The sequence below is a fragment of the Staphylococcus sp. HMSC059F04 genome (assembly GCF_001812565.1).
GTDB lineage: Bacteria > Bacillota > Bacilli > Staphylococcales > Staphylococcaceae > Staphylococcus > Staphylococcus lugdunensis.
On record NZ_KV809467.1, the window covers coordinates 70,891 to 95,756 of the forward strand.

20 protein-coding genes are annotated in these 24,866 nt (G+C 35.1%); 7 read left to right on the plus strand and 13 right to left on the minus strand.

Going from position 1 to position 24,866, the window contains the following annotated elements:
* The 12 genes from HMPREF2864_RS04685 to rpmH form a co-directional block, all read right to left on the minus strand.
* Nucleotides 1–1,296: an MFS transporter gene (locus HMPREF2864_RS04685; RefSeq protein ID WP_002461056.1), complete on the minus strand. Its 1,296-nt coding sequence runs from the start codon at nucleotides 1,294–1,296 to the stop codon at nucleotides 1–3.
* A 35-nt stretch (nucleotides 1,297–1,331) separates the two neighbouring features.
* Nucleotides 1,332–2,933 (minus strand): xylulokinase, encoded by a 1,602-nt coding sequence (locus HMPREF2864_RS04690; protein ID WP_070545251.1) that lies wholly within the window; start codon nucleotides 2,931–2,933, stop codon nucleotides 1,332–1,334.
* A gap of 429 nt (nucleotides 2,934–3,362) precedes the next feature.
* Nucleotides 3,363–4,442, minus strand: coding sequence for an NAD(P)-dependent alcohol dehydrogenase (locus HMPREF2864_RS04695; RefSeq protein ID WP_002479209.1), 1,080 nt, complete (start codon nucleotides 4,440–4,442; stop codon nucleotides 3,363–3,365).
* A 315-nt stretch (nucleotides 4,443–4,757) separates the two neighbouring features.
* Entirely contained in the window at nucleotides 4,758–5,303 is a 546-nt protein-coding gene (locus HMPREF2864_RS04700) for a TetR/AcrR family transcriptional regulator (RefSeq protein ID WP_002479208.1), read from the minus strand.
* Complete coding sequence (locus HMPREF2864_RS04705; protein ID WP_002461049.1) at nucleotides 5,269–5,664, minus strand: DUF3147 family protein; 396 nt, start codon at nucleotides 5,662–5,664, stop codon at nucleotides 5,269–5,271. Before HMPREF2864_RS04705 ends, HMPREF2864_RS04700 begins: the two co-directional genes overlap by 35 nt.
* 19 nt (nucleotides 5,665–5,683) lie before the next feature.
* Nucleotides 5,684–6,037: a DUF3147 family protein gene (locus HMPREF2864_RS04710; RefSeq protein ID WP_002461048.1), complete on the minus strand. Its 354-nt coding sequence runs from the start codon at nucleotides 6,035–6,037 to the stop codon at nucleotides 5,684–5,686.
* Between the two features lie 444 nt (nucleotides 6,038–6,481).
* Nucleotides 6,482–7,321, minus strand: coding sequence for a ParB/RepB/Spo0J family partition protein (locus HMPREF2864_RS04715; RefSeq protein WP_002461047.1), 840 nt, complete (start codon nucleotides 7,319–7,321; stop codon nucleotides 6,482–6,484).
* 42 nt (nucleotides 7,322–7,363) lie between these two features.
* On the minus strand, nucleotides 7,364–8,086 hold the full coding sequence (rsmG, locus tag HMPREF2864_RS04720) for a 16S rRNA (guanine(527)-N(7))-methyltransferase RsmG (protein ID WP_002461045.1): 723 nt from the start codon (nucleotides 8,084–8,086) through the stop codon (nucleotides 7,364–7,366).
* Nucleotides 8,083–9,963, minus strand: coding sequence for a tRNA uridine-5-carboxymethylaminomethyl(34) synthesis enzyme MnmG (mnmG, locus tag HMPREF2864_RS04725; protein WP_002479206.1), 1,881 nt, complete (start codon nucleotides 9,961–9,963; stop codon nucleotides 8,083–8,085). The genes rsmG and mnmG overlap by 4 nt, the downstream gene beginning before the upstream one ends.
* A 52-nt stretch (nucleotides 9,964–10,015) precedes the next feature.
* Nucleotides 10,016–11,395: a tRNA uridine-5-carboxymethylaminomethyl(34) synthesis GTPase MnmE gene (gene mnmE, locus HMPREF2864_RS04730; protein ID WP_070572121.1), complete on the minus strand. Its 1,380-nt coding sequence runs from the start codon at nucleotides 11,393–11,395 to the stop codon at nucleotides 10,016–10,018.
* A gap of 149 nt (nucleotides 11,396–11,544) precedes the next feature.
* Nucleotides 11,545–11,892 (minus strand): ribonuclease P protein component, encoded by a 348-nt coding sequence (gene rnpA, locus HMPREF2864_RS04735; RefSeq protein WP_002461042.1) that lies wholly within the window; start codon nucleotides 11,890–11,892, stop codon nucleotides 11,545–11,547.
* A 79-nt stretch (nucleotides 11,893–11,971) separates the two neighbouring features.
* Nucleotides 11,972–12,109, minus strand: a complete 138-nt coding sequence (rpmH, locus tag HMPREF2864_RS04740) for a 50S ribosomal protein L34 (RefSeq protein WP_000240855.1) — start codon at nucleotides 12,107–12,109, stop codon at nucleotides 11,972–11,974.
* 650 nt (nucleotides 12,110–12,759) lie between these two features.
* On the opposite strand from rpmH, the gene dnaA reads away from it, so the two are divergent.
* From dnaA to gyrA, 6 genes are all read left to right on the plus strand, one after another.
* Nucleotides 12,760–14,127: a chromosomal replication initiator protein DnaA gene (dnaA, locus tag HMPREF2864_RS04745; protein WP_002492036.1), complete on the plus strand. Its 1,368-nt coding sequence runs from the start codon at nucleotides 12,760–12,762 to the stop codon at nucleotides 14,125–14,127.
* Nucleotides 14,128–14,413: 286 nt separating this feature from the next.
* Complete coding sequence (gene dnaN, locus HMPREF2864_RS04750) at nucleotides 14,414–15,547, plus strand: DNA polymerase III subunit beta (RefSeq protein WP_083300145.1); 1,134 nt, start codon at nucleotides 14,414–14,416, stop codon at nucleotides 15,545–15,547.
* 350 nt (nucleotides 15,548–15,897) lie between these two features.
* The gene (gene yaaA, locus HMPREF2864_RS04755) at nucleotides 15,898–16,140 is read left to right on the plus strand and encodes a S4 domain-containing protein YaaA (protein WP_176744202.1); all 243 of its coding nucleotides are present in this window, start codon (nucleotides 15,898–15,900) and stop codon (nucleotides 16,138–16,140) included.
* A complete protein-coding gene (recF, locus tag HMPREF2864_RS04760) occupies nucleotides 16,137–17,252 on the plus strand; it encodes a DNA replication/repair protein RecF (RefSeq protein WP_037544085.1) in 1,116 nt (371 codons plus the stop codon). The genes yaaA and recF overlap by 4 nt, the downstream gene beginning before the upstream one ends.
* Nucleotides 17,253–17,261: 9 nt before the next feature.
* The gene (gene gyrB, locus HMPREF2864_RS04765) at nucleotides 17,262–19,196 is read left to right on the plus strand and encodes a DNA topoisomerase (ATP-hydrolyzing) subunit B (protein WP_002461035.1); all 1,935 of its coding nucleotides are present in this window, start codon (nucleotides 17,262–17,264) and stop codon (nucleotides 19,194–19,196) included.
* 36 nt (nucleotides 19,197–19,232) lie between these two features.
* The gene (gene gyrA / locus HMPREF2864_RS04770) at nucleotides 19,233–21,917 is read left to right on the plus strand and encodes a DNA gyrase subunit A (RefSeq protein ID WP_002461034.1); all 2,685 of its coding nucleotides are present in this window, start codon (nucleotides 19,233–19,235) and stop codon (nucleotides 21,915–21,917) included.
* A gap of 157 nt (nucleotides 21,918–22,074) precedes the next feature.
* Here the strand turns inward: gyrA and HMPREF2864_RS04775 are convergent, their stop codons facing one another.
* Nucleotides 22,075–22,893 (minus strand): NAD(P)H-hydrate dehydratase, encoded by an 819-nt coding sequence (locus HMPREF2864_RS04775; protein ID WP_070545255.1) that lies wholly within the window; start codon nucleotides 22,891–22,893, stop codon nucleotides 22,075–22,077.
* 521 nt (nucleotides 22,894–23,414) lie between these two features.
* Between HMPREF2864_RS04775 and serS the strand changes: the two genes are divergently transcribed.
* Entirely contained in the window at nucleotides 23,415–24,698 is a 1,284-nt protein-coding gene (gene serS / locus HMPREF2864_RS04780) for a serine--tRNA ligase (RefSeq protein ID WP_070572123.1), read from the plus strand.
* Nucleotides 24,699–24,866 lie beyond the last annotated feature (168 nt).

Sequence of the window (24,866 nt, forward strand, 5' to 3'; positions counted from 1 at the left end):
TTACACTCCTTCATTCGTTTGTACTTGATTTGTTATTTCTACTTCTTTCGTTGGTTGCTGCACTTTCATAAAGAATGTCAAGATGAAGCCTATGATATAAAGAATGGCATAGACCCAAATAGTTACTTTTTCTGTAGTAAACATTAATGTGACACTTGCTATCGCAGGACCACAAAAATTACTTAATCCTGCAGCCAGGTTATGTACAGATACTGCCGCACCCTTATGTTCCGGCACTAATGTTGGGAAAATAGCAGACATCGGTACATATGCCGCCACTGCGAAACCTAACATTAACGCTATTAATGTCGTCACAAAGATGTTTGGACCACTCCACGATGGCAAATAATAGAAGGCTAAAGTTGATAAGGCCATGCCAATACAACCGAACCAACGCACTTGGCGCACCCAGCCAATTTTATCACCGACAACACCCCAGAATAAGTTAGTGAAGATTGTGATAAAATACATCAGTCCCCATACGCGTAGCCATTCAGATGTTGTAAAGCCGAATTCATCAGTATATACACGCGGTAAAAAAGCAACTAAGCCAAATAGCGATAATTGGTTAATAATCCGCACCACAAAAGCAATAGCTACTTGCTTATTACCTAGAAGCGTGATTCCTCGACCAAATTCTGCAAACATTTCTTTTGTCGTCATACGCTTTGCTTCAACGTCTTCACCTTTTTTATCTTTCACCAAGAACGTTGCAATGAGTCCACCAACTAGAATAAATACAATTGATAACCATAATGAACCCAACTCTCCAATAAATGGAATCGTAAAGCTTGGTAAATATGAACCTAATACACCAATACCTATAGAATACATCGCCCAGAACCAACCCATCGCGGATGCGAGTTTATAGGCAGGTGAAGAATATGTAATCCATACGACAAAGCTATAAATAAACATTGGATAAGCAAAACCGCGGATACCATACATAATAAGCATCATGGCATAGTTTTGTTGTTCTAAACCAAACACTAGAAATCCTACATGAAAGATAATCCAAATAATAAAGGCAAATGTCATGATACGTCTTGGGCTAAATATTTCTGCTAACACACCTGATAACCATGATGCGATAGCCACAACCAAGCCATAAACAGCCAGTACTCTACCAGCTTCTGAGCTACTAAATCCTAGACTCCCAATATATTTAGACAAGAACGCTTGCTCAACACCATCACCCGTCATAAAAATAGCCACTGCAACATAGCCCCAAATAAGTACCATTGGTAAGCCTAAAAATTGACGCTCTGTTTGCTGACTTTGTATCTTATTAACCACGTTTCCATCCCACTTTCATTATTTTGTTTAAACTTTTACATTCCGAATTTTTTTGCTGCTAATTTTTCAAGTGGAATGCCTTGCTTGAAACGTTCAGTATACATTCGAAAACTTTCCACTTCTGCAGCAGTTGGCTCAATAGCAACAGACGTCGTATTCTTAAACGCATAGTTGCTTAAATAAGTGGCTAAATCACTATTGCGTTGGTCTTTTAAATATTGTGCTAATACTGCAATGCCCCATGCACCGCCTTCACTTGCCGTTTGCATGACACGTACATTTGTTTCAAGCGCTGCTGCTAAAAACATTTGCGCAACCTTTTCAGTTTTAAAAATACCACCGTGACCAAGCATAGAATCTATAGTAATATTTTCATTTTCTTTCAATAAATCAACGCCAATTTTCAACGTACTGAACGCGCTATAAATATGCGTTTTCATTAAGTTTGCTAAATTAAAGTTACTATCTACCGACCGCACTAACATAGGATAACCTTGAGGTACATCGGTAATAAATTCCCCAGAGATATAGCCATAAGATAATAAATTTCCCAGGTTATCCTCTCCGTTTAAAGCGCTTTCAAAAACTTTTGTAAAAAGCTCATTTTTGTCGTAATTGACGCCCATCGTTTGTAATACTTCTTCAAAAAGATTTATCCAAAGGTTAATATCAGACGTGCAATTATTCGCATGAATCATGGCTACTTCATAACCATCTGGCGTCGTTACAATATCTACTTCTGGATAAACACGTTGAATAGGTTGTTCTAACACAATCATTGAGAAGATACTTGTACCTGCTGAAACATTACCTGTACGCGGTGCTACACTATTCGTTGCAACCATACCTGTTGCTGCGTCTCCCTCAGGGGCACAAAGAGGACATCCTGCCTGCAACTCACCATTTGGATCAATTAATTTTGCACCTGTTTCGGTTAGTCTTCCAGCAGACTCACCTGCTACGACAACACGAGGTAAAATGTCACCAATCTTTTGGTTATAACCACGCTGCGCAAATAACTTATTAAAGCGGTCCATTAAATCTTGACGATAATCTAGCCGTTGACTATCAATTGGAAACATTCCGGAAGCATCACCAATACCAATCACTTTTTCATCGGTTAAATACCAATGAATATAACCCGCTAATGTCGTCATATATCTTACACGTTCGACATGGGGTTCTGTCTCCATCGCTGATTGAAAAAGTTGTGCGATACTCCAACGCTCGGGAATATTAACATTAAAATCTTCACGTAATACCGTAGCTGCTTCATTCGCATTATTGTTACGCCATGTTCTAAAAGGTACAAGTAAATCATCATGTTCATCAAATACTAAATAACCATGCATCATGCCACTAATACCTAATGACGCTATTTGATTAACAGTCGTATCATATTTATCTTTAACGTATCGTGTCATTTCACCATAACTTTTTTGTAAACCAACCCATGCATCATTCATGGAATAAGTCCAATAGCCATTGTCAAAACTATTTTCCCATTCAAATGAGCCCGTAGCTATTGTATTAAAATCATCATCAATGGCTACCGTCTTAATTCTTGTCGATCCAAATTCAATGCCTACGGAAAGATGACCCGCTTCAATAAAGCGTTTTGTTTCTTCAATATTCATTAACAACCCTCCTTTTCACATTTTATGAAACCGTTACCATTTACAATGCTAACACAATTTATTTTACAACCATAGGAAAATAACATGTATTTCATAGTTAATTTTGAATAAAATAACAACTTTATGCTAAAAGTTCAATATTTCTAACTTTATTAGAAAATATTAAATAGAATTTTCAAAAATATATCTTAAAACTAAAAAACAATAAGGCTATACTGCTATATTGCATAACAATGTATAACCTTATCAATAATGATATATCCGTGAGTGGGATAGTATTCATGATGAATTCTGTCCCATCCTAGCACAGTTGACTAGAAGTGAAAAAATATTGGTATAATCATATTTTCAATCCCGTCAACTACTGCCAATATATCGTTCATAGTCTAAAATATAATGATGTCCCAAACTGAATATTTATCTCTAAATTTATAATTTGGCTGCTTCGATACCATTTGGATATACAATCACTTTTAACGAACCCGATTTATCTGTTCTTGCACGCTCCATTGCTGCTTTTGTTTCTGACAAAGGATATTGATGTGTAAACATAGAATTTAAATCTGCATCAGTATGACTTAAAATTTGAATGCCTGTATCATACGTATTTGCATATCTAAAAATACCAACAAGGTTTATTTCATGATTGGTAATAAAAGGAATATTAAGAGGATTATCCGCCTCTTGAGCTAAACCTACCGCTGCTAGAGTACCACCATTTTTTAATGCTGCTAAAGCACTGCGTAAGGCAATTTGATTTCCTGCTGTCTCAATTGCGTAGTCAACACCATGTTGCTGTGTTAATTCATTTATTCGTTGATTAACATCTTCGTCTTTGACATTAATAGTTGTTGTTGCCCCTAATTTTAGTGCTTCATCTAAACGATTTTGTTCCATATCAGATACGATAATTTGAGTAGCTCCAAAGGCTTTGGCCGCGACAACCGTCATTAATCCCACAGGTCCCATTCCCATTATCACTACAGATGATCCTGGTTGAATATTTGCTCGACGACAAGCTTGTATACCAACTGACAATGGTTCATTCAGCGTTGCTTGTTCATAGCTCAATGTGTCTGGAATATGGAATAAATAATCTTCTGGATGCTTCAAATATTCCGTAAATGCCCCGTCAACAGGAGGTGTTGCGAGAAATACAACGTCTGGGCACAAATTATATTTTCCGGTTTTACAATATTCACATGTTCCACATGGCACACCCGGTTCAACTGCCACGCGATCTCCAGGTTTAAAATGCGTTACATCACTGCCTACAGCTGCTACTTTTCCAGCGCATTCATGTCCTAAAATAAGTGGTGCTTCAACTACAAATTCACCGACACTACCATGAGCATAATAATGCACATCAGAGCCACATACACCAACTGCTAACATTTGTACCAATACATCATGCGGCCCAAGTTCTGGCACATTCACTTCTTTAATTTCAATATCGTACGGTTCATTTAACACTGCCACTTTCATCTTTCTAGGAATTTCATGATCCATCTTTATCCACCTCATTGTTTTGTTGTTACATTGATGTCGATATCTCGATGTTTGATTTTCCACAAGATTGCTAAGTTAATGCTAGCATTATGAATATATTATGTAAACGATTTCAATAATTATTAGTTTGTTAAATAAAAATGTGAGCGGGACTGAATTCATTATGAATTCGTAGTCCCGCCCCAGCAAGGTTGACCAGGATTGAAAAAAGCTTAGTATAAACGTATTTTCAAATCAGTCAACTACTGCCAATATATCGTTCATAGTCTAAAACATAATGATGTCCCAAAATGATGTCCCAAACTGTTCAAATCGTTATTGCTCAATATCATAGGCCTTAAGCAAACGCTTTAATAACCGTTGAATATAATGCTCATCTAACTCTTGAGGCTTAATTAAGATATTAAAATAAATGGGTGAAAATACTAAATCAATCATTAAATCTTGGTCTTCTTCATTAAGATAAGGTGCAATCATCTCTTTAAAATTTCGCCGATTACTTTCAAAGTAACCTTTCATAAATAATCCTCTAGCCTCAGATTGCTTAGAACTGACTAATATCTCAATCACAGCTCTTCCTAAATTCGTCTTATAAATAGCCATGATTTGTGTGGCAAAAGCAAACAATGCATCATATAAATTTATATGATTAAACGTAATATCACGTGTATGCGTAACAAACATATCGATAATAATGGATGCTTTATCTTTCCATCGTCTATAAATCGTTGCCTTCGATACACCAGTATTTTCTGCAATTTGCTCTATCGTAATCTCACCGTAGTGTGACATTTCTAACAAACGTTCAATTTCACTAAAAATCTTTTTATCTATCGTTGGATCCTTTGGTCTTCCAGCCATGTCGTTCCCTTCTTTTACGTGCTATAAATTCAACTAACTCAAATATTAAAAATGCACTTACAAACCAAACTATGAAACCAATAATAACACTTAATAGCCACTGATGTGTATAGTTGAGCATGGCCCATGTTGCGATAATACTACATAAGACACCCGTCATACCAAAAATAGCACCACGACTCACATGCATGGCTACTTCATCACCAAATTGCATACCCGTAATAAATAATGACACTAAAAAGACTGCCGGTAAGGTCGCAAAGATACCTCCAAATTCTTTCCATGGCAAAACGACAGATACAATATAGCTTAATAAGACTGCCGTGCCACCAACTAAAAATTTAATTACAGCAAGTTTCATGTTACGAAAGCCTCCAAATTTAAATGTGTTTTACTAAAAAGATGGCAACTGAAATAATAAACCAACAAACAAGTGCAAAAATGCTACCTTTAACATAACCTTTCTTACTTATATAGATAGATGTTAATGCCACTGTTAATATACAAGAAGCAATACCAATAATTGCACCTGTACTCAAATGCATAGACATTTTAACAAGTTCTTCACCACGATGATCAATTGCCAATGCAATGATTGCTGCTAAATAGACTGCCGGCAGTGTAGCGATAATTCCTCCTAACTTACCTCCAATTTTTTCTGACATAATCGATGCAAATGCCACTGCAAAACCACCGATAACAAAGTGTAGAATAGCACTAGAAATACTAAACAATCTTTTCCCTTCTTTGACATTTTATTGTAAAACGAAACGTACCGTTTACTATTAATATAAATCGTAATTTCTAAATTGTAAACAGGGCAAATGAAAATAAAAACAGTTAGGGATTTAACTGTAACGAAATATCATTGAAACACCAAAATCTTTTCTTCGAGTATGATTTCCACACTCTCATTAATATGTTAAGAAATATTATTTAAAGGTATTAAAGTTGAAAGTTCTATTCGTAACGGATGTTGCCTTTGATACATAAGACACCGTGTTCATTTAGTTAAGTGACATCTATTAAATGATGCAAATATGCTTTATTTTTAAACATAATTTGATATAAAAAGACATGCTAATACAAAGTATTATAAACAAATAAGCCAGTAAATGATTTTTTTAAACTCATTTACTGGCTTATGTTTCTTGGAACGATATCCCAATCTGTGTTATCTAGTGTTTATATATTTTGATTTTAATTTCATAGTAATCATCGTGATCTTTATCACGATGTTCTACTCGAATACCTGACTGTTCGATTGCTTGGATGCTCTTACCCACTTCATCCCTAGCTTGCGTTAAATCATGCGAAAACTGAAATGTTTGTGCTGTAACCTTTTCTGGTCCTACTTGTTGCTTCACTCGTGCTTCTGTTTGTTTAACATTAAGCTTTTGTTGAATGACTTGTTCAATGAGCTGTTCTTGTGCTTCATTAGACAGAGGTAAGACTGCTCGTGCATGTCGTTCAGTAATTTTACCTTCTCTAAGGCGCACGATAACTTTAGGTGCTAATTTCAACAGACGTAACTTATTGGCAATAAAGCTTTGGCTTTTCCCCAAACTCTTAGCTAATTCACTTTGTGTTGTATTACCTATTTCAAGTAGTTTTTTATAGGCTTCCGCTTCTTCTACTACAGATAAGTTCTCTCTCTGAATATTTTCAATTAAAGCAACTACGGCCGTTTCCTCATCACTCATGTCACGAATAATGACATCAGCATGTGATTTTTGTAACGATTGCAATGCCCTAAAACGTCGTTCTCCAGCAATAATTTCATACATGTGCTCTTCAATTGGTCTTACAACAATGGGTTGTAACAAACCATGTTCATCAATCGATTCAGCAAGTTCTTTTAATTTACTAGGGTCAAAAACCTGTCGTGGTTGATAACGATTAGGCACAATACGTTCAATTTGAATGGATTCAACATTAGAATTGCGATCTTCTTCAATATAGCCAACAATGTCTTCTTTATTTTTTAAACCAAATAATTTTGAAAAAGGCTTTTTCATTATCCATTCGCTCCTTCTCATTTGAGGTTATTTTAATCTGTTTTATTTTTCAAGTAAAGGAGATTTATTAGGTGTACCAGGTTTTCTCGGATACTTTTTAGCTGTTTGTCGTTGTTTATCGATAACAATCATTTGTCTTTCACCAGCATTTTCAGGTAAGTCAAAATTGAATGTCGTTGCTAATTTACCACCTAAAACGTTAATAGCAAATTGCGCTTCTTCGAGTTCTTCGCCACCTTTTGACGACTTCAATGCAATAAACTGACCGCCTTTTTTCACAAGAGGTAAGCATAATTCACTAAGTACCGTTAAACGAGCCACAGCCCTCGCTGTTACAATATCATAAGACTCCCTGTAGACACCTTTACCAAAGGTTTCTGCACGATCATGAATAAAGCTAACATCTTGTAATTCTAGCTCACTAGCTAAATGATTAAGAAATTGAATGCGCTTATTCAGTGAATCAACAATTGTAACTTTCAAAGCTGGATAAACGATTTTTAATGGAATGCTAGGAAAACCAGCTCCTGCACCAACATCACAAACAGTTAATGGTTGATTAAAATCATGATAAAAACTTGGTGTAATAGAATCATAGAAATGTTTTAAATAAACATCATGTTCATCGGTAATACTTGTTAAATTCATCTTTTCATTCCACTCAACAAGTAATTGATAATACGTTTGAAATTGTGCTTGTTGTTTTTCAGTCAATACAATATCATGTTCTTTTAATTTCTCAGTTAACCATTTTACAGCGTTCATTCGCTTTTCACCCTTTGCAACTTACCTTGTTCTAAATACACAAGTAAAATTGAAATATCTGCAGGATTAACACCTGAAATACGTGATGCTTGTGCGATATTCAATGGTTTAACCTTGGCTAATTTTTCACGTGCTTCCGTTGCCAAACTATCGACTTTACTATAATCCAAGTCTTCTGGAATTTTCTTTTGTTCCATACGTTTCACTTTTTCTACTTGTTGTAATGATTTATTGATATAACCTTCATATTTTGTTTGTATTTCAACTTGTTCAGCAACTGCTTCAGGCAATTGATGTGCTTCTCCTAAAATTTCTAAAATAGTATCATACGTCATTTCAGGACGACGTAATAAATCAATAGCTAGAATACCATCTTTAAGCTGAGAACCTCCATGTGCTTCAATCACAGATTGCGTATGTGCATTTGGTTTAATGCGAATATGAGTTAAACGGTCAATTTCATCTTGAATTTGTTGACGTTTTTCATTAAAACGTGCATAGCGTGCTTCAGAAATCATACCTAATTCATAGCCTATGTCAGTCAAGCGTAAATCAGCATTATCATGACGAAGTAATAAGCGATATTCGGCACGAGAAGTTAATAAACGATATGGTTCATTGGTACCTTTAGTTACCAAATCATCAATTAACACACCAATATATGCATCTGAACGACTTAGAATTTTTTCACCTGTGCCTAGCACTTTTCCTGCAGCATTAATACCAGCCATAATGCCTTGGCCAGCCGCTTCTTCATATCCAGACGTACCGTTAATTTGTCCTGCAGTATATAGGTTTTTAATCTTTTTCGTTTCTAATGTAGGCCATAATTGAGTTGGCACAATCGCATCATATTCAATTGCATAACCTGCACGCATCATATCGGCTTTTTCAAGACCAGGAATGGTTTCTAACATTTGACGTTGTACGTGTTCAGGAAGGCTTGTAGATAACCCTTGAACATATACTTCATTCGTATTGCGACCTTCTGGCTCTAAGAATAACTGATGGCGTGGTTTATCATTAAAGCGCACAAACTTATCTTCAATTGAAGGACAATAGCGCGGTCCTGTACCTTTAATCATACCTGAATACATCGCTGATAAATGTAAATTATCATCGATGACTTTATGTGTTTCGCCATTAGTATAAGTTAGCCAACATGGCAATTGATCTAAAATATATTCCGTTGTTTCAAAGCTAAATGCTCGACCTACATCATCACCTGGTTGAATTTCTGTTTTAGAATAATCGATGGTTTTCGCATTAACACGTGGTGGCGTTCCAGTTTTAAAACGAACTACTTCAAAGCCGAGTTCTCTTAAATTATCTGCTAACGTAATAGATGGTAATTGATGGTTCGGCCCACTTGAATATTTCATATTTCCTAAAATAATTTCACCACGTAAAAATGTTCCTGTAGTAATGACTACTGCTTTAGCATGATATTCTGTACCAATATTTGTACGCACACCTTTAACTACATTATCTTCAATAATTAAATCATCAACCATACCTTGCATAATATCTAAATGTGCTTCGTCTTCAATAACGCGTTTCATTTCTTGTTGGTATAGCACTTTGTCAGCTTGAGCGCGTAGTGCTCTTACTGCAGGTCCTTTACCTGTGTTTAACATGCGCATTTGAATGTGTGTTTTATCAATTGTTTTCGCCATTTGGCCACCTAACGCATCGATTTCTCTTACCACGATACCCTTTGCTGGCCCACCAACTGATGGATTACATGGCATAAACGCTATATTATCTAAATTGATGGTTAACATTAATGTTTTAGCGCCACGACGCGCAGAAGCTAAACCTGCTTCAATACCTGCGTGACCAGCACCAATAACAATCACGTCATAATTTTGTGTCATGATTCAACCTCCCTTTTCCATTTACATATTTATAGACTACCAATCCACTTATTTATTTTCCTAAACAGAATTGACTAAATAACTGATTAATAAGTTCATCACTAGCTGATTCACCAATGATTTCACCTAAAATTTCCCATGTTCGTGTTAAATCTATTTGTACCATATCCATTGGAACGCCAGATTCAGCAGCGTCAATAGCATCTTGAATTGCATGTCTTGCCTGTTTGAGCAATGCGATATGACGTGAATTAGAAACATATGTCATATCTTGATTTTGAACATCGCCACCAAAAAATAAATCTCGTATTTGAATTTCAAGTTCATCTATACCTTCTTGTTTAAGCATAGATGTTTGTATCAATGGTTTATTACCAATCATTTCCTGAACTTCTTCAATGTTTAATTGCTGTGCTAAATCTGTTTTATTAACAATTACGATAACATCTTCATTTTTAATTACTTCAAATAAAGTACGATCTTCTTTTGTTAAAGGCTCATTATAATTAAGGACAAACAAAATTAAATCGGCTTGACTTAAAGCTTTACGAGAACGTTCAACACCTATTTTTTCTACTATGTCTTCTGTGTCTCTAATACCTGCTGTATCAACTAATCTTAATGGTACACCTCTTACGTTAACGTATTCTTCTAACACATCTCGTGTTGTTCCTGCAACTTCGGTCACGATTGCTTTATTATCTTGAATAAGGTTGTTAAGCATTGAAGACTTGCCTACGTTTGGCTTACCAACGATGACTGTTGATAAACCTTCTCGCATGATCTTACCTTGAGCACCTGTCTCTAATAACTTGTCAATCTCGGCTTTAATATTTTTAGATTGTTCCAATAAAAATTCGGTCGTAGCATCTTCGACATCATCGTATTCAGGGTAATCGATATTCACTTCTACCTGTGCCAATATTTCTAAAATAGATTTTCGCTGTCGTTTTATTAAATCACTTAAACGCCCTTCAATTTGATTCATCGCAACTTTTGATGCGCGGTCTGTTTTAGAGCGAATAAAATCCATAACTGCTTCTGCTTGTGATAAGTCTATCCGTCCATTTAAAAAGGCACGCTTAGAATATTCTCCTGGTTCAGCCATCCTTGCACCATGAGTCATAGTCAATTCTAACACGCGATTAATGGTCAATATGCCGCCGTGACAATTAATTTCAATGATATCTTCTCTAGTAAACGTTTTAGGCGCACGTAATACAGATATCATTACTTCTTCTACTACTTCATTCGTCTCAGGATCAACAATATGACCGTAGTTTATCGTATGAGAATCGACTTCAGCTAATTTGTATTTCCCTTTATAAAGCTTATTACCGATTTCAATTGCTTGTGGTCCTGATAGTCTGACTATTCCAATAGCACCTTCTCCCATCGGTGTCGAAATACTAGTAATTGTATCGAAATCCATAACGCTACTCGCCTCCTTATTCAAGTAAAATTTCATTTTAACATTGTAAATTGTTTCATTTTAAATTGCGAGTATCCCGCTTTATATCTTTAGGTAAGTATTCGGTTTGTCTGACGTTAGACTTACGGATGTCTAATTGTTTCGTCTTGCTAAATTTTTTTATTAAATACTTTAGCTATTTTTAAGACATGTTCCAAACTACTTTGAATTTCTAAAGTCGTCATATTTTTAGCTGGATGCCTAGCAATAACAATGATGTCTTTGGCAATAATATCTTGTTTGTGTACTTTAAAATTCTCTCTGATCGCACGTTTAATCTTATTGCGTATCACTGCATTCCCAATCTTCTTAGAAACACTGATACCTAAGCGAAAATGAGCTATCTGATTCTGATATGTGTATACGACAAATTGTCTGTTTGCTACTGACTTTCCATGGCGATAAATCAATTGAAAATCAGCATTTTTTTTAATTCGATATGCTTTTTCCACGTCCACATCACTCGCTTAATTCATTATCTTATTTTAATATAATACATTCTAAACGAAAAAAAAGACCACTGATGAATCAGTGATCTTATGCTGATAAAACTTTGCGACCTTTACGACGACGACGCGCCAATACTTTGCGGCCGTTTTTAGTGCTCATACGTTTTCTGAAACCGTGCACTTTACTGTGTTTACGTTTATTTGGTTGATAAGTACGTTTTACCATGCAAAACACCTCCATCTTTAACTAATAACTAACTCTTTTCATTCACCTGAGCCAATGAAACTGATTATTTTAATAGATAAATATCATTTCTGTTTATCAGAAATCTTCATTTGTTTTCGTTTTATCTAGTCATAATTCAAGCAACTACTACAATATAACAAAATACTTTTTATAAAGCAAGATAGTTTTAGCTGAACACCAAAAATATTTTCATCACAGTTTTAATTAAAATAAACACTACATATATTTCAATTTAAAAGCAATCAGTATAATTATTTCCCGTAACTGTTATCGTCAAAATATGAGACGTGCATAAGTTATCCACTTATACACAAAAACAACCAAATAAGTTGTGGATAATTTTGCAGTTATGCACATAGTTACGCTCGATTTAACCACATATTCACAGTTATTTGACATGTTCTAAGCTTAACAATTATAATTGTGTGGATAAGTTGCTCGAATATTGATTTTATAAGGGGTTATTTATTCAAATTATATACAATTTGGTTGTGAATAAAGCGATAAACTAAGTGAGTTATCCACTATTTGTGATTAACTTGTGGATAATTATTAACATATTGTGATTATCTTTATCCACCATACTGAATTTTGTGTATAAGTCAAAATTAAAGAAAGATGGAGTTTTTATGTCAGAACAAGAAATCTGGGAAAAAGTTTTAGAAGCAGCAAAGTTACATATTTCAGAAACAAGCATGAACACCTTTTTAAAAGATTCGGAACTATACAAAATTGAAAATAATACAGCAATTGTGCTTGTTGGTTATGAATTTTATGCTAGTTGGCTCAACCAAAAGTACTCAGCCATATTCGAATCCATCTTTTCAGAGATAATGGGATTAGATATTACACCTAAGTTTCTTACAGCCGAACAACTTGCTGAAATTGTTAGTGAAGGGGATTCAGCATCTAAAAAAGCGCCTGCATCATCAAAAGCTAAAGCAGAGGATGAACATGACGCGCACGTAGGTACTGATCAATTTAATACACATAATACCTTCGATACATTTGTCATTGGGCCAGGTAATAGATTTCCGCATGCCGCAAGTTTAGCAGTTGCTGAAGCGCCTGCCGAAGCATACAATCCTTTATTTATCTATGGTGGTGTTGGACTAGGTAAAACACATTTAATGCATGCAATTGGACATCATGTTTTAAGTAATAATCCTAATGCCAAAGTGCTTTATACTTCTAGTGAAAAATTTACAAATGAATTTATCAAATCTATTCGTGACGGCGAAAATGAAGCCTTTCGTGAAAAATATCGAAATATTGATGTGCTGTTAATCGACGATATTCAATTTATTCAAAACAAAGAGCAAACACAAGAAGAGTTCTTCCATACATTCAATGAATTACATCAAAATAATAAGCAAATCGTTATTTCTAGTGACCGTCCTCCAAAGGAAATCGCTAAACTGGAAGATCGCTTACGCTCGCGCTTTGAATGGGGATTAATCGTTGATATTACACCACCAGATTATGAAACACGTATGGCAATCTTACAAAAGAAAATGGAAGAAGAAAACTTAGAAATACCAATGGAAGCCTTAAACTATATAGCTAATCAAATTCAATCAAATATTAGAGAATTAGAAGGTGCACTAACCAGATTATTAGCTTATTCTCAGTTGCAAGGACGACCTATTACTACTGAACTCACTGCTGAAGCACTCAAAGATATCATTCAAGTTCCAAAATCTAAGAAAATAACAATACAAGATATTCAAAAAGTTGTTGGCCAGTACTATAGTGTACGGATTGAAGATTTTAGTGCAAAGAAACGTACCAAATCCATTGCATATCCAAGACAAATTGCAATGTATCTGTCTCGCGAACTTACTGATTTCTCATTGCCTAAAATAGGTGAAGAATTCGGAGGACGTGACCATACGACAGTTATTCATGCGCATGAGAAGATTGCAAATGATATTAAAACCGATTCAACTTTCAAACAAGAAGTAGAAAATCTTGAAAAAGAAATTAGGAATCAATAAGTGGGAAATTATTTTCATTGTTTAGCTATAGATTAGCCCGTCAATTTATGGGAATATATAACTGTAATATTTCTTAAATGAGACTATATATTTAAAATACGATAATGTGATTTTGTGGATAATGTGTAAAAGTCATACACACAGTACACAGTTTATCCACATGTGCATAACTTAGCTATCATCAATGATTGAGAGACTTATCCACTAATCCACAAGCCCTACTATTATTACTATGAATTTAAAACCTATATAATTATATATAAACGACTGGAAGGAGTTTAATTTAATGATGGAATTCACAATAAAACGAGATTACTTTATTACACAACTCAATGATACGTTAAAAGCAATCTCACCTAGAACAACATTACCGATTTTAACTGGTATTAAAATTGATGCTAAAGATAATGAAGTGATTTTGACCGGTTCAGATTCAGAGATATCTATTGAAATTACAATACCCAAACAAGTAGATGGTAAAGATATTGTTACCATTTCTGAGACTGGTTCAGTTGTACTTCCTGGTCGTTTCTTCGTTGATATCATTAAAAAGTTACCAGGAAATGAAGTTAAACTATCTACAAACGAACAATTTCAAACACTTATTACATCTGGACATTCTGAATTCAATCTTAGTGGCTTAGATCCAGATCAATATCCACTATTACCACAAGTTTCAAGAGACGATGCGATTCAACTATCGGTTAAAGTACTAAAAAATGTGATAGCACAAACGAATTTCGCAGTGTCCACCTCAGAAACACGACCAGTATTAACTGGGGTTAACTGGCTTATACAAGATAATGAATTAATATGCACAGCAACCGATTCACATCGTTTGGCTGTTAGAAAATTGCAGTTAGAAGATAACTCAGAAAATAAAAATGTCATCATTCCAGGAAAGGCTTTATCTGAATTAAATAAAATTATGAGTGATAGTGAAGAAGATATTGATATCTTTTTTGCACAAAACCAAGTTTTATTTAAAGTTGGCCATATCAACTTCACATCTCGTTTGTTAGAAGGACATTATCCAGATACAACACGCTTGTTCCCTGAAAATTATGAAATCAAATTAGGCATTGATAATGGTGAGTTTTATCATGCGATTGATCGTGCGTCATTATTAGCACGTGAAGGTGGAAATAATGTCATTAAATTAAGTACAGGAAATGACGTCGTTGAATTATCTTCAACATCTCCTGAAATTGGTACAGTTAAAGAAGAAGTAAATGCAACCAATGTTGAGGGCGGAAATTTAAAAATTTCATTTAATTCTAAATACATGATGGATGCGTTAAAAGCCATCGATAATGATGAAGTAGAAATAGAATTCTTTGGAACAATGAAACCATTCATTTTAAAACCTAAAGCCGATGACTCAGTAACACAGCTTATCTTGCCAATCCGCACATATTAAAACACATAGCGTATATGATTTAGTTCAAATCAAACAAAAGAGAGCAATCTTGCTTTCTTTTGTTTATCAATGCTTCATATAAAGCCTCTAAGAGCTTAAATTAGAGGCTAATTTTTAATTTATGATGAAGTTTTAGTAAATATGTTAAACGCGTTGTATGCCCCTTTAAAATGCAAAAAAACGATATAAGCTACTTTAAACCTCTACTTATTCTCATTTTTACTGTATTGCATCATTTTTTATTGTAAATAACAAAATAAATTATTTGTTAAGCGCTTACACACTTTCTTTTAAATGAAATTTCCTGATAAAACAGGTATAATATACTAATGATATGAAAAAGAAACGGAGTGATTAATTTGGTTCAAGAAATTGCTGTTGCAGGAGACATTACTTTAGGTCAATTTTTGAAGACTGAGGGTATTATTGAATCTGGTGGACAAGCAAAATGGTTTCTCCAAGATGTTGAAGTCTTGATTAATGGAAGTCGAGAAACACGTCGTGGTAAAAAATTAACACATCATGATCACATTGCTATTCCAGAAATTTCTGAAATAGACGACTTCATTATCATTCATCAAGGTGAACAATGAAATTAAAAACACTCCAATTAGAAAACTATCGTAACTATGAAGCAGTTACGTTAAATTGTCATCCAGAAGTGAATATCCTTATTGGTGAGAACGCTCAAGGGAAGACGAATTTACTTGAATCAATTTATACTTTGGCATTGGCTAAAAGCCACCGTACTTCAAATGACAAAGAGCTTATACGTTTTAAAGCTGAGTATGCTAAAATAGAAGGTGAGCTAAATTATCGCCACGGAACAATGCCACTAACAATGTTTATAACTAAAAAGGGCAAACAAGTTAAAGTGAACCACTTAGAACAAAGTCGACTAACTCAATATGTCGGTCATTTAAACGTGGTTCTTTTTGCACCTGAAGATTTAAATATTGTTAAGGGGTCTCCACAAATAAGACGTCGATTTATCGATATGGAATTAGGACAAATATCAGCAGTATATCTGAATGATTTGGCTCAGTATCAGCGTATTCTTAAACAAAAGAATAATTACTTAAAGCAGTTACAATACGGACATAAGACGGACGTCACTATGTTAGAAGTCCTAAATCAACAGTTTGCGCAATATGCATTAAATGTCACTTTAAGACGCGAGCATTTTATTCATGATTTAGAAGCTCTAGCACAGCCCATCCATGCGGGAATAACAAACGATAAAGAAGCGTTATCACTTAATTATTTACCAAGTATTAAATTAAGTGATACAAGCCAAGATGAATCTATTTTATTGTCAGAAGTAATTACGTTTTTAAATGACAATCTTGATAGAGAAATTGATCGTGGTGTTTGTCTTTTCGGTCCGCATAGAGACGATTTGGGATTTAATGTAAATAGCATGGATGCACAGACTTATGGTTCACAAGGTCAACAACGTACGACGGCGTTATCAATTAAACTAGCAGAAATTGAATTAATGAATATTGAAGTTGGGGAATATCCAATCTTATTACTGGATGATGTTTTAAGTGAATTAGATGATTCGAGACAAACACATTTATTAAGTACGATTCAACATAAAGTACAAACATTTGTAACGACAACATCGGTAGACGGTATCGACCATGACATTATGAATAATGCAAGGTTATATCGCATTAACCAAGGTGAAATTATTAAGTAACAGAAAGTGATGGTGACTACATTGTCAGATGTAAACAACACAGATAACTATGGTGCTGGACAGATACAAGTATTAGAAGGTCTTGAAGCGGTTCGAAAAAGACCAGGTATGTATATTGGCTCGACTTCAGAAAGAGGTCTACATCATTTAGTTTGGGAAATTGTAGATAATAGTATTGATGAAGCATTAGCAGGATATGCAGATCAAATAGAAGTAATTATTGAAAAGGATAATTGGATTAAAGTAACGGATAATGGCCGTGGCATTCCAGTTGATATTCAAGAAAAAATGGGGCGCCCAGCAGTTGAAGTTATCTTAACAGTCTTACATGCCGGCGGTAAATTTGGCGGCGGTGGCTACAAAGTTTCGGGTGGACTTCATGGTGTAGGATCTTCCGTTGTAAATGCGTTATCCGAAGACTTAGAAGTCTATGTACATCGAAATGAAACGATTTACCATCAAGCTTATAAAAAAGGTGTCCCTCAATTTGATTTAAAAGAAGTTGGGGAAACAGATAAAACAGGTACGGTGATTCGCTTTAAAGCGGATAGCGAAATTTTTACCGAAACAACAGTATATGATTACGATACATTGCAAAAGCGTATTCGTGAGCTAGCCTTCTTAAATAAAGGTATTTCTATCACATTAAAAGATGAACGTGATGATGAAGAACAACGAGAAGATACATATCATTACGAAGGCGGTATTAAATCATATGTTGAGTTAATGAATGAAAATAAAGAGCCGATTCATGAAGAACCGATTTATATTCATCAAATGAAAGATGATATTGAAATCGAAATAGCCATTCAATATAACAGTGGTTATGCGACGAATTTATTATCTTATGCGAATAATATACACACGTATGAAGGCGGAACGCATGAAGATGGTTTTAAACGTGCACTAACACGTGTGTTAAATAGCTATGGTACAAAAAGTAAGATTATTAAAGAAGATAAAGATAGATTGTCAGGTGAAGACACACGAGAAGGTTTAACGGCCGTAGTGTCAATCAAACATGGTGATCCACAGTTTGAAGGACAAACAAAAACAAAATTAGGAAACTCAGAAGTACGTCAAGTGGTAGATAAACTATTTTCTGAGTATTTCGAGCGCTTCTTATATGAAAATCCAAATGTGGCACGCATCATTGTTGAAAAAGGAATTATGGCTTCACGTGCACGCGTTGCAGCTAAAAAGGCGCGAGAAGTAACACGCCGTAAATCACATTTAGAAATTTCAAGCTTACCAGGTAAATTAGCAGACTGTTCAAGTAAAAATCCTGATGAAAGTGAAATCTTTATTGTAGAGGGTGACTCTGCCGGGGGGTCTACGAAAGAAGGTCGTGACTCTAGAACACAAGCAATTTTGCCGTTAAGAGGTAAAATCTTAAATGTTGAAAAGTCACGTTTAGATCGCATACTAAACAATAACGAAATTCGCCAAATGATTACTGCATTTGGTACTGGTATTGGTGGAGAATTTGATATTTCAAAAGCACGTTATCATAAAATTGTTATTATGACGGATGCTGATGTTGATGGTGCGCATATTAGAACGTTATTATTAACATTCTTCTATCGCTTTATGCGTCCACTTATCGAAGCAGGTTATGTTTATATTGCGCAACCACCATTATTTAAGTTGACGCAAGGTAAACAAAAATATTATGTCTTTAATGATAAAGAATTAGATAAATTAAAATCAGAGTTAAGCCCAACACCTAAATGGCAAATTTCTCGATATAAAGGTTTAGGAGAAATGAACGCAGATCAACTTTGGGAAACAACGATGAATCCAGATAATCGTATGATGTTACAAGTAAGATTAGATGATGCCATTGAAGCGGATAAAACATTCGAAATGTTGATGGGTGACGTTGTGGAAAACCGTCGTCAATTTATTGAAGATAATGCGGTATATGCAACTTTAGATTTCTAAGCACTATGAAATGAACTTTTGAAGGAGGATTTCTTGATGGCTGACTTACCACAATCAAGAATTAATGAACGAAATATAACCAGTGAAATGCGAGAATCATTCTTAGACTACGCCATGAGTGTTATCGTTTCACGTGCTTTACCTGATGTTCGAGATGGTTTGAAACCTGTACACAGACGTATACTATACGGTTTAAATGAACAAGGTATGACACCAGATAAACCATATAAGAAATCAGCACGTATCGTGGGTGATGTAATGGGGAAATATCACCCTCATGGTGACTCGTCAATTTATGATGCAATGGTTAGAATGGCGCAAACGTTTAGCTATCGTTATCCGCTCGTAGATGGTCAAGGTAACTTTGGTTCTATGGATGGTGATGGCGCTGCAGCAATGCGTTACACCGAAGCAAAAATGACTAAAATTACGCTAGAACTTCTTCGAGACATCAATAAAGATACGATTGACTTTTTAGATAATTATGATGGTACTGAAAGAGAGCCGGCAGTCTTACCAGCACGCTTCCCTAACTTATTAGTTAACGGTGCATCAGGTATTGCAGTAGGTATGGCTACTAACATTCCTCCACATAATTTAACTGAAGTCATTGATGGTGTGTTAAATCTCAGTAAGAACCCAGACATAACCATTGCTGAATTAATGGAAGATATTAAAGGTCCGGACTTCCCAACCTCTGGTATAATTTTAGGAAAAAGTGGTATTCGTCGTGCATATGAAACAGGTCGAGGTTCCATTCAAATGCGTGCACGCGCAGAAATTGAAGAACGTGGTGGCGGTCGTCAGCGTATAGTCGTCACAGAAATTCCTTATCAAGTTAACAAAGCTCGTATGATTGAAAAAATTGCTGAATTGGTACGTGATAAAAAAGTAGACGGTATTACTGATTTACGTGATGAAACAAGCTTACGCACCGGTGTAAGAGTTGTAATTGATATTCGTAAAGATGCTAATGCCAACGTAATTCTAAATAATTTATACAAGTTAACGCCATTACAAACATCATTTGGTGCGAATATGATTGCCCTTGTTGATGGGCGACCTAAGTTAATTAACTTAAAAGAAGCATTAGTACAATATTTAGAACATCAAAAGGTTGTTGTACGTCGTCGTACAGAATATAACTTAAGAAAAGCAAAAGATCGTGCCCACATCCTTGAAGGTTTACGTATTGCGTTAGATCATATTGATGAAATTATTAGCACTATCCGCGAGTCAGAGACGGACAAAGTGGCAATGACTAGCTTACAAGAACGCTTTAAGTTAACTGAGCGACAAGCTCAAGCAATTTTAGATATGCGTTTGCGCCGTTTAACTGGATTAGAACGAGATAAAATCGAAGCGGAATATAATGAATTATTGGCATATATCGATGAACTTGAACGAATTTTAGCTGATGAAGAGGTCTTATTACAATTAGTGCGTGATGAACTGACTGAAATTAAAGAGCGTTTTGGTGATGAACGTCGTACGGAAATTCAGTTAGGTGGCATTGATAATATTGAGGATGAAGACCTCATTCCTGAAGAACAAATCGTGATTACGTTAAGTCATAATAACTACATTAAACGATTACCAGTATCAACTTACCGTGCTCAAAATAGAGGCGGTAGAGGTGTGCAAGGTATGAATACATTGGAAGAAGACTTTGTTAGCCAATTGGTTACGTTAAGTACACATGATCATGTGCTCTTCTTTACGAATAAGGGTCGTGTCTACAAACTTAAAGGCTATGAAGTACCAGAATTATCTCGCCAATCCAAAGGTATTCCAGTCGTTAATGCAATAGAACTTGCTAATGATGAATCAATCAGTACCATGATTGCCGTCAATGACTTAGAAAGCGAAGGTAACTATTTAATCTTTGCTACTAAAAATGGTATTGTGAAGCGTTCAGCATTAAGTAACTTTTCACATATCAATAAAAACGGTAAAATTGCGATTGGCTTTAAAGAAGATGATGAACTTATTGCGGTACGCTTAACAGATGGTCAACAAGATATCTTAATTGGTACAGCACATGCATCACTTATTCGTTTTGCAGAAACATCGCTACGTCCACTTGGTCGTACTGCTGCCGGTGTTAAAGGTATCACTTTAAGAGAAGGAGATACCGTAGTAGGTTTAGATGTTGCTCATTCAGAAAGTGAAGATGAGGTCTTAGTCGTTACTGAAAATGGTTATGGTAAACGTACGCCAGTAGGAGAATATCGCTTGTCTAATCGTGGTGGTAAAGGTATTAAGACTGCTACGATTACGGAACGAAATGGTAACGTTGTTTGTATCACTACAGTTACTGGAGAAGAAGATTTAATGATTGTCACAAATGGTGGCGTTATTATTAGATTAGACGTTCAAGATATTTCACAAAATGGTCGTGCTGCACAAGGTGTAAGATTAATGCGTTTAGGTAATGAACAATTTGTATCAACTGTTGCTAAAGTACAAAATGATTCAGAAGATGATGAACAGAGTGAAGCAATGACAGATGATGATAATAAATTAACTAACGATAGTGAAGAAGTCATTGAAAATAGTGCACCAGGTGATGCAATTCATACAGAGGCACCTGAAGCAGAACATGAAGATAATGACAATACATCAAATGATGATCGTATTGATGTTAGACAAGATTTTATGGATCGTGTGAACGAAGACATAAATCATAGTGATGCAACTGAAGATGATCATGAAGAATAAATTGGTATAAAAAGAAAACATAGTCACGCTTTAGAGTTGCTAGAATAGTAGTGCAGTTGGCTGACTTTATCAGTGCCCTTTTAGGGCTGGCCAGTATGAAAGGTTTATAGCCGCAAAACAAACCACCCGTGTGAACGGGTGGTTTTAATTTAAAATCTTATGCTTTAACTTCTAATTCTTTCATGACATATGGAATCTTACTGATTAAAGTTGAAGGTGGTACAACGTACATTTTTTCAGAGAGTTTTTCACCAATGTAGCTATGTGTATATGTGGCACTTGTGACAGCGTCTTTATAGTTATCAAATTGTCCTACAAAGCTTGTAATCATACCTGCAAGTGTATCACCCATGCCACCTGTAGCCATTGCTGGGCTACCAATTGTAAGCTTGTAATCTTCTTCTTTGAAATAGATTTCTGTACCATGTTTTTTTAAGACAACTGTTGCACCAAGTTTATCAACTGCTTCGCGATTACGTTCGTAAGTTTGTTCTTCAATTGGAATACCACTTAAACATTCCCATTCCTTTTGATGTGGCGTAAATATAACGTGACATGTCGGAATTTCTGGTTTAAGCTTGCTAAAAATTGTAATTGCATCGCCATCAACAATCAAGGTTTGATGAGGCTGAATATTTTGTAAAAGGAATGTAATCGCATTGTTGCCTTTAAAATCACAACCTAGCCCTGGACCAATCAGGATACAATCGGTATTTTCAATCATTTTAGTCAACATTTTAGTGTCATTAATATCGATAACCATGGCTTCTGGGCAACGTGAATGCAACGCTGAATGGTTTGTAGGATGCGTTGCGACCGTAATCAATCCACTACCACTAAAAACACAAGCGCGTGCTGCTAGCATAATTGCGCCACCTAAATTTACTGTTCCACCAATGAGTAATATTTTGCCGTAATCACCTTTATGTGTTTCATCTTTTCTTTTAGGGATATTAACTGAATTTAACGTTTCCATTATATATCCTCCTTTAACCTATACTTTAACTGTATGATAATGATTAAATGTCTATTTTTTCTATATATTCTAAGTCCTATAAATACAATAGAAAATACTATACCTGTAATCGCATTTCGTCAATAGATTTTGTAATGAATTCAAGTAGAAGAAAAAGTGGCAATTTTGTAAATATTATTATCTATACAAGTTATGGCTTAGAATTTAACTTGAAATGTGAAAGATACTTTGCTATATTGAAATTAACTTAATAAGTTATTGTTCGTAGGATAAGTAGTATAAACATGTTGATTTCAGAGAGCTTGTGGTAAAAGTGTGAACAAGTAATCACTATTTATATGAATCTACCTACTCATGTGAGCAATCGGTAATACCGTTATAATAGTGAAGTGCAATTGATGCTTTAGCATGAATTGTTAAATAGGGTGGCAACGCGTAAAGACCACGTCCCTTGTCTAGGGATGTGGTCTTTTTTGTGTTTTGCTGCACTATATATAAATTTTGGGAAGGATGAATATTACATGTTAGATATTAGATTATTTAGAACTGAGCCTGAAAAAGTTAAGGATAAAATTAAACTACGCGGGGATGATCCTAAAGTAGTTGATGACGTGCTTCAATTAGATGAACAACGCCGTAAATTAATTGGTCAAACTGAAGAAATGAAAGCGAATCGCAATAAAGTAAGTGAGCAAATTGCTGAAAAGAAACGCAATCAAGAAAATGCGGATGATGTTATTAAAGAAATGCGTGAGCTAGGCGATAAAATTAAAGAAATTGACACTAAACTTAACGAAATTGATAACAAGATCAAAGATACATTAATCCGCATTCCTAATTTAATTCATGATGATGTGCCACAAGGGGCTTCTGATGAAGAAAACGTAGAACTTAAAAAATGGGGAACGCCACGTGACTTCGACTTTGAGCCAAAAGCACATTGGGATTTAGTTGAAGAATTAAACATGGCTAACTTTGAACGTGCTGCAAAAGTATCAGGTGCGCGTTTTGTTTATTTAACAAAAGACGGTGCACAATTGGAACGTGCTTTGATGAACTATATGATTACGAAACATACAACACAACATGGTTATACTGAAATGATGGTTCCTCAGTTAGTAAATGCTGATACAATGTTTGGTACTGGACAATTACCTAAATTTGAAGAAGATTTATTTAAAGTAGAAAAAGAGGGTCTATACACAATACCTACAGCAGAAGTACCATTAACAAACTATTATCGTGATGAAATTATTCAACCAGGTGTCTTACCTGAAAAATTCACTGGCCAATCTGCTTGTTTCCGTAGTGAAGCTGGATCTGCTGGTAGAGATACAAGAGGTTTAATCCGTTTGCATCAATTCGATAAAGTTGAAATGGTTCGCTTTGAAAAACCAGAAGATTCTTGGAATGCACTAGAAGAAATGACAACGAATGCGGAAGCGATTTTAGAAGAGCTTAAATTACCATATCGTCGTGTTATTCTATGTACTGGAGACATTGGATTCAGTGCTGCTAAAACATATGACTTAGAAGTATGGTTACCAAGTTATAATGATTATAAAGAAATTAGTTCATGCTCAAACTGTATAGATTTCCAAGCGCGTCGTGCAAATATTCGATTCAAACGTGATCATGCTGCTAAGCCAGAATTAGCACATACTTTAAACGGTAGTGGACTTGCTGTAGGACGTACGTTTGCGGCAATTGTTGAAAACTATCAAAATGCTGACGGTTCAATTACTATTCCAGAAGCTTTAGTGCCATTCATGGGCGGTAAAACAGAAATTAAACCAGTTAAATAAATAGCGTTATTTGTTGACGCATCGTTATATGTCATAGATTAAATCATCATACAGGGAAAGATTGAGAAAGATACGAACTCAATGGTTTCCCTGTTTTTTTAATGATAAGTTATTTGAATGCGAGTAGTCTAAATAGTTATCAGAAAAATTTATTAAAATTAAAGGTAC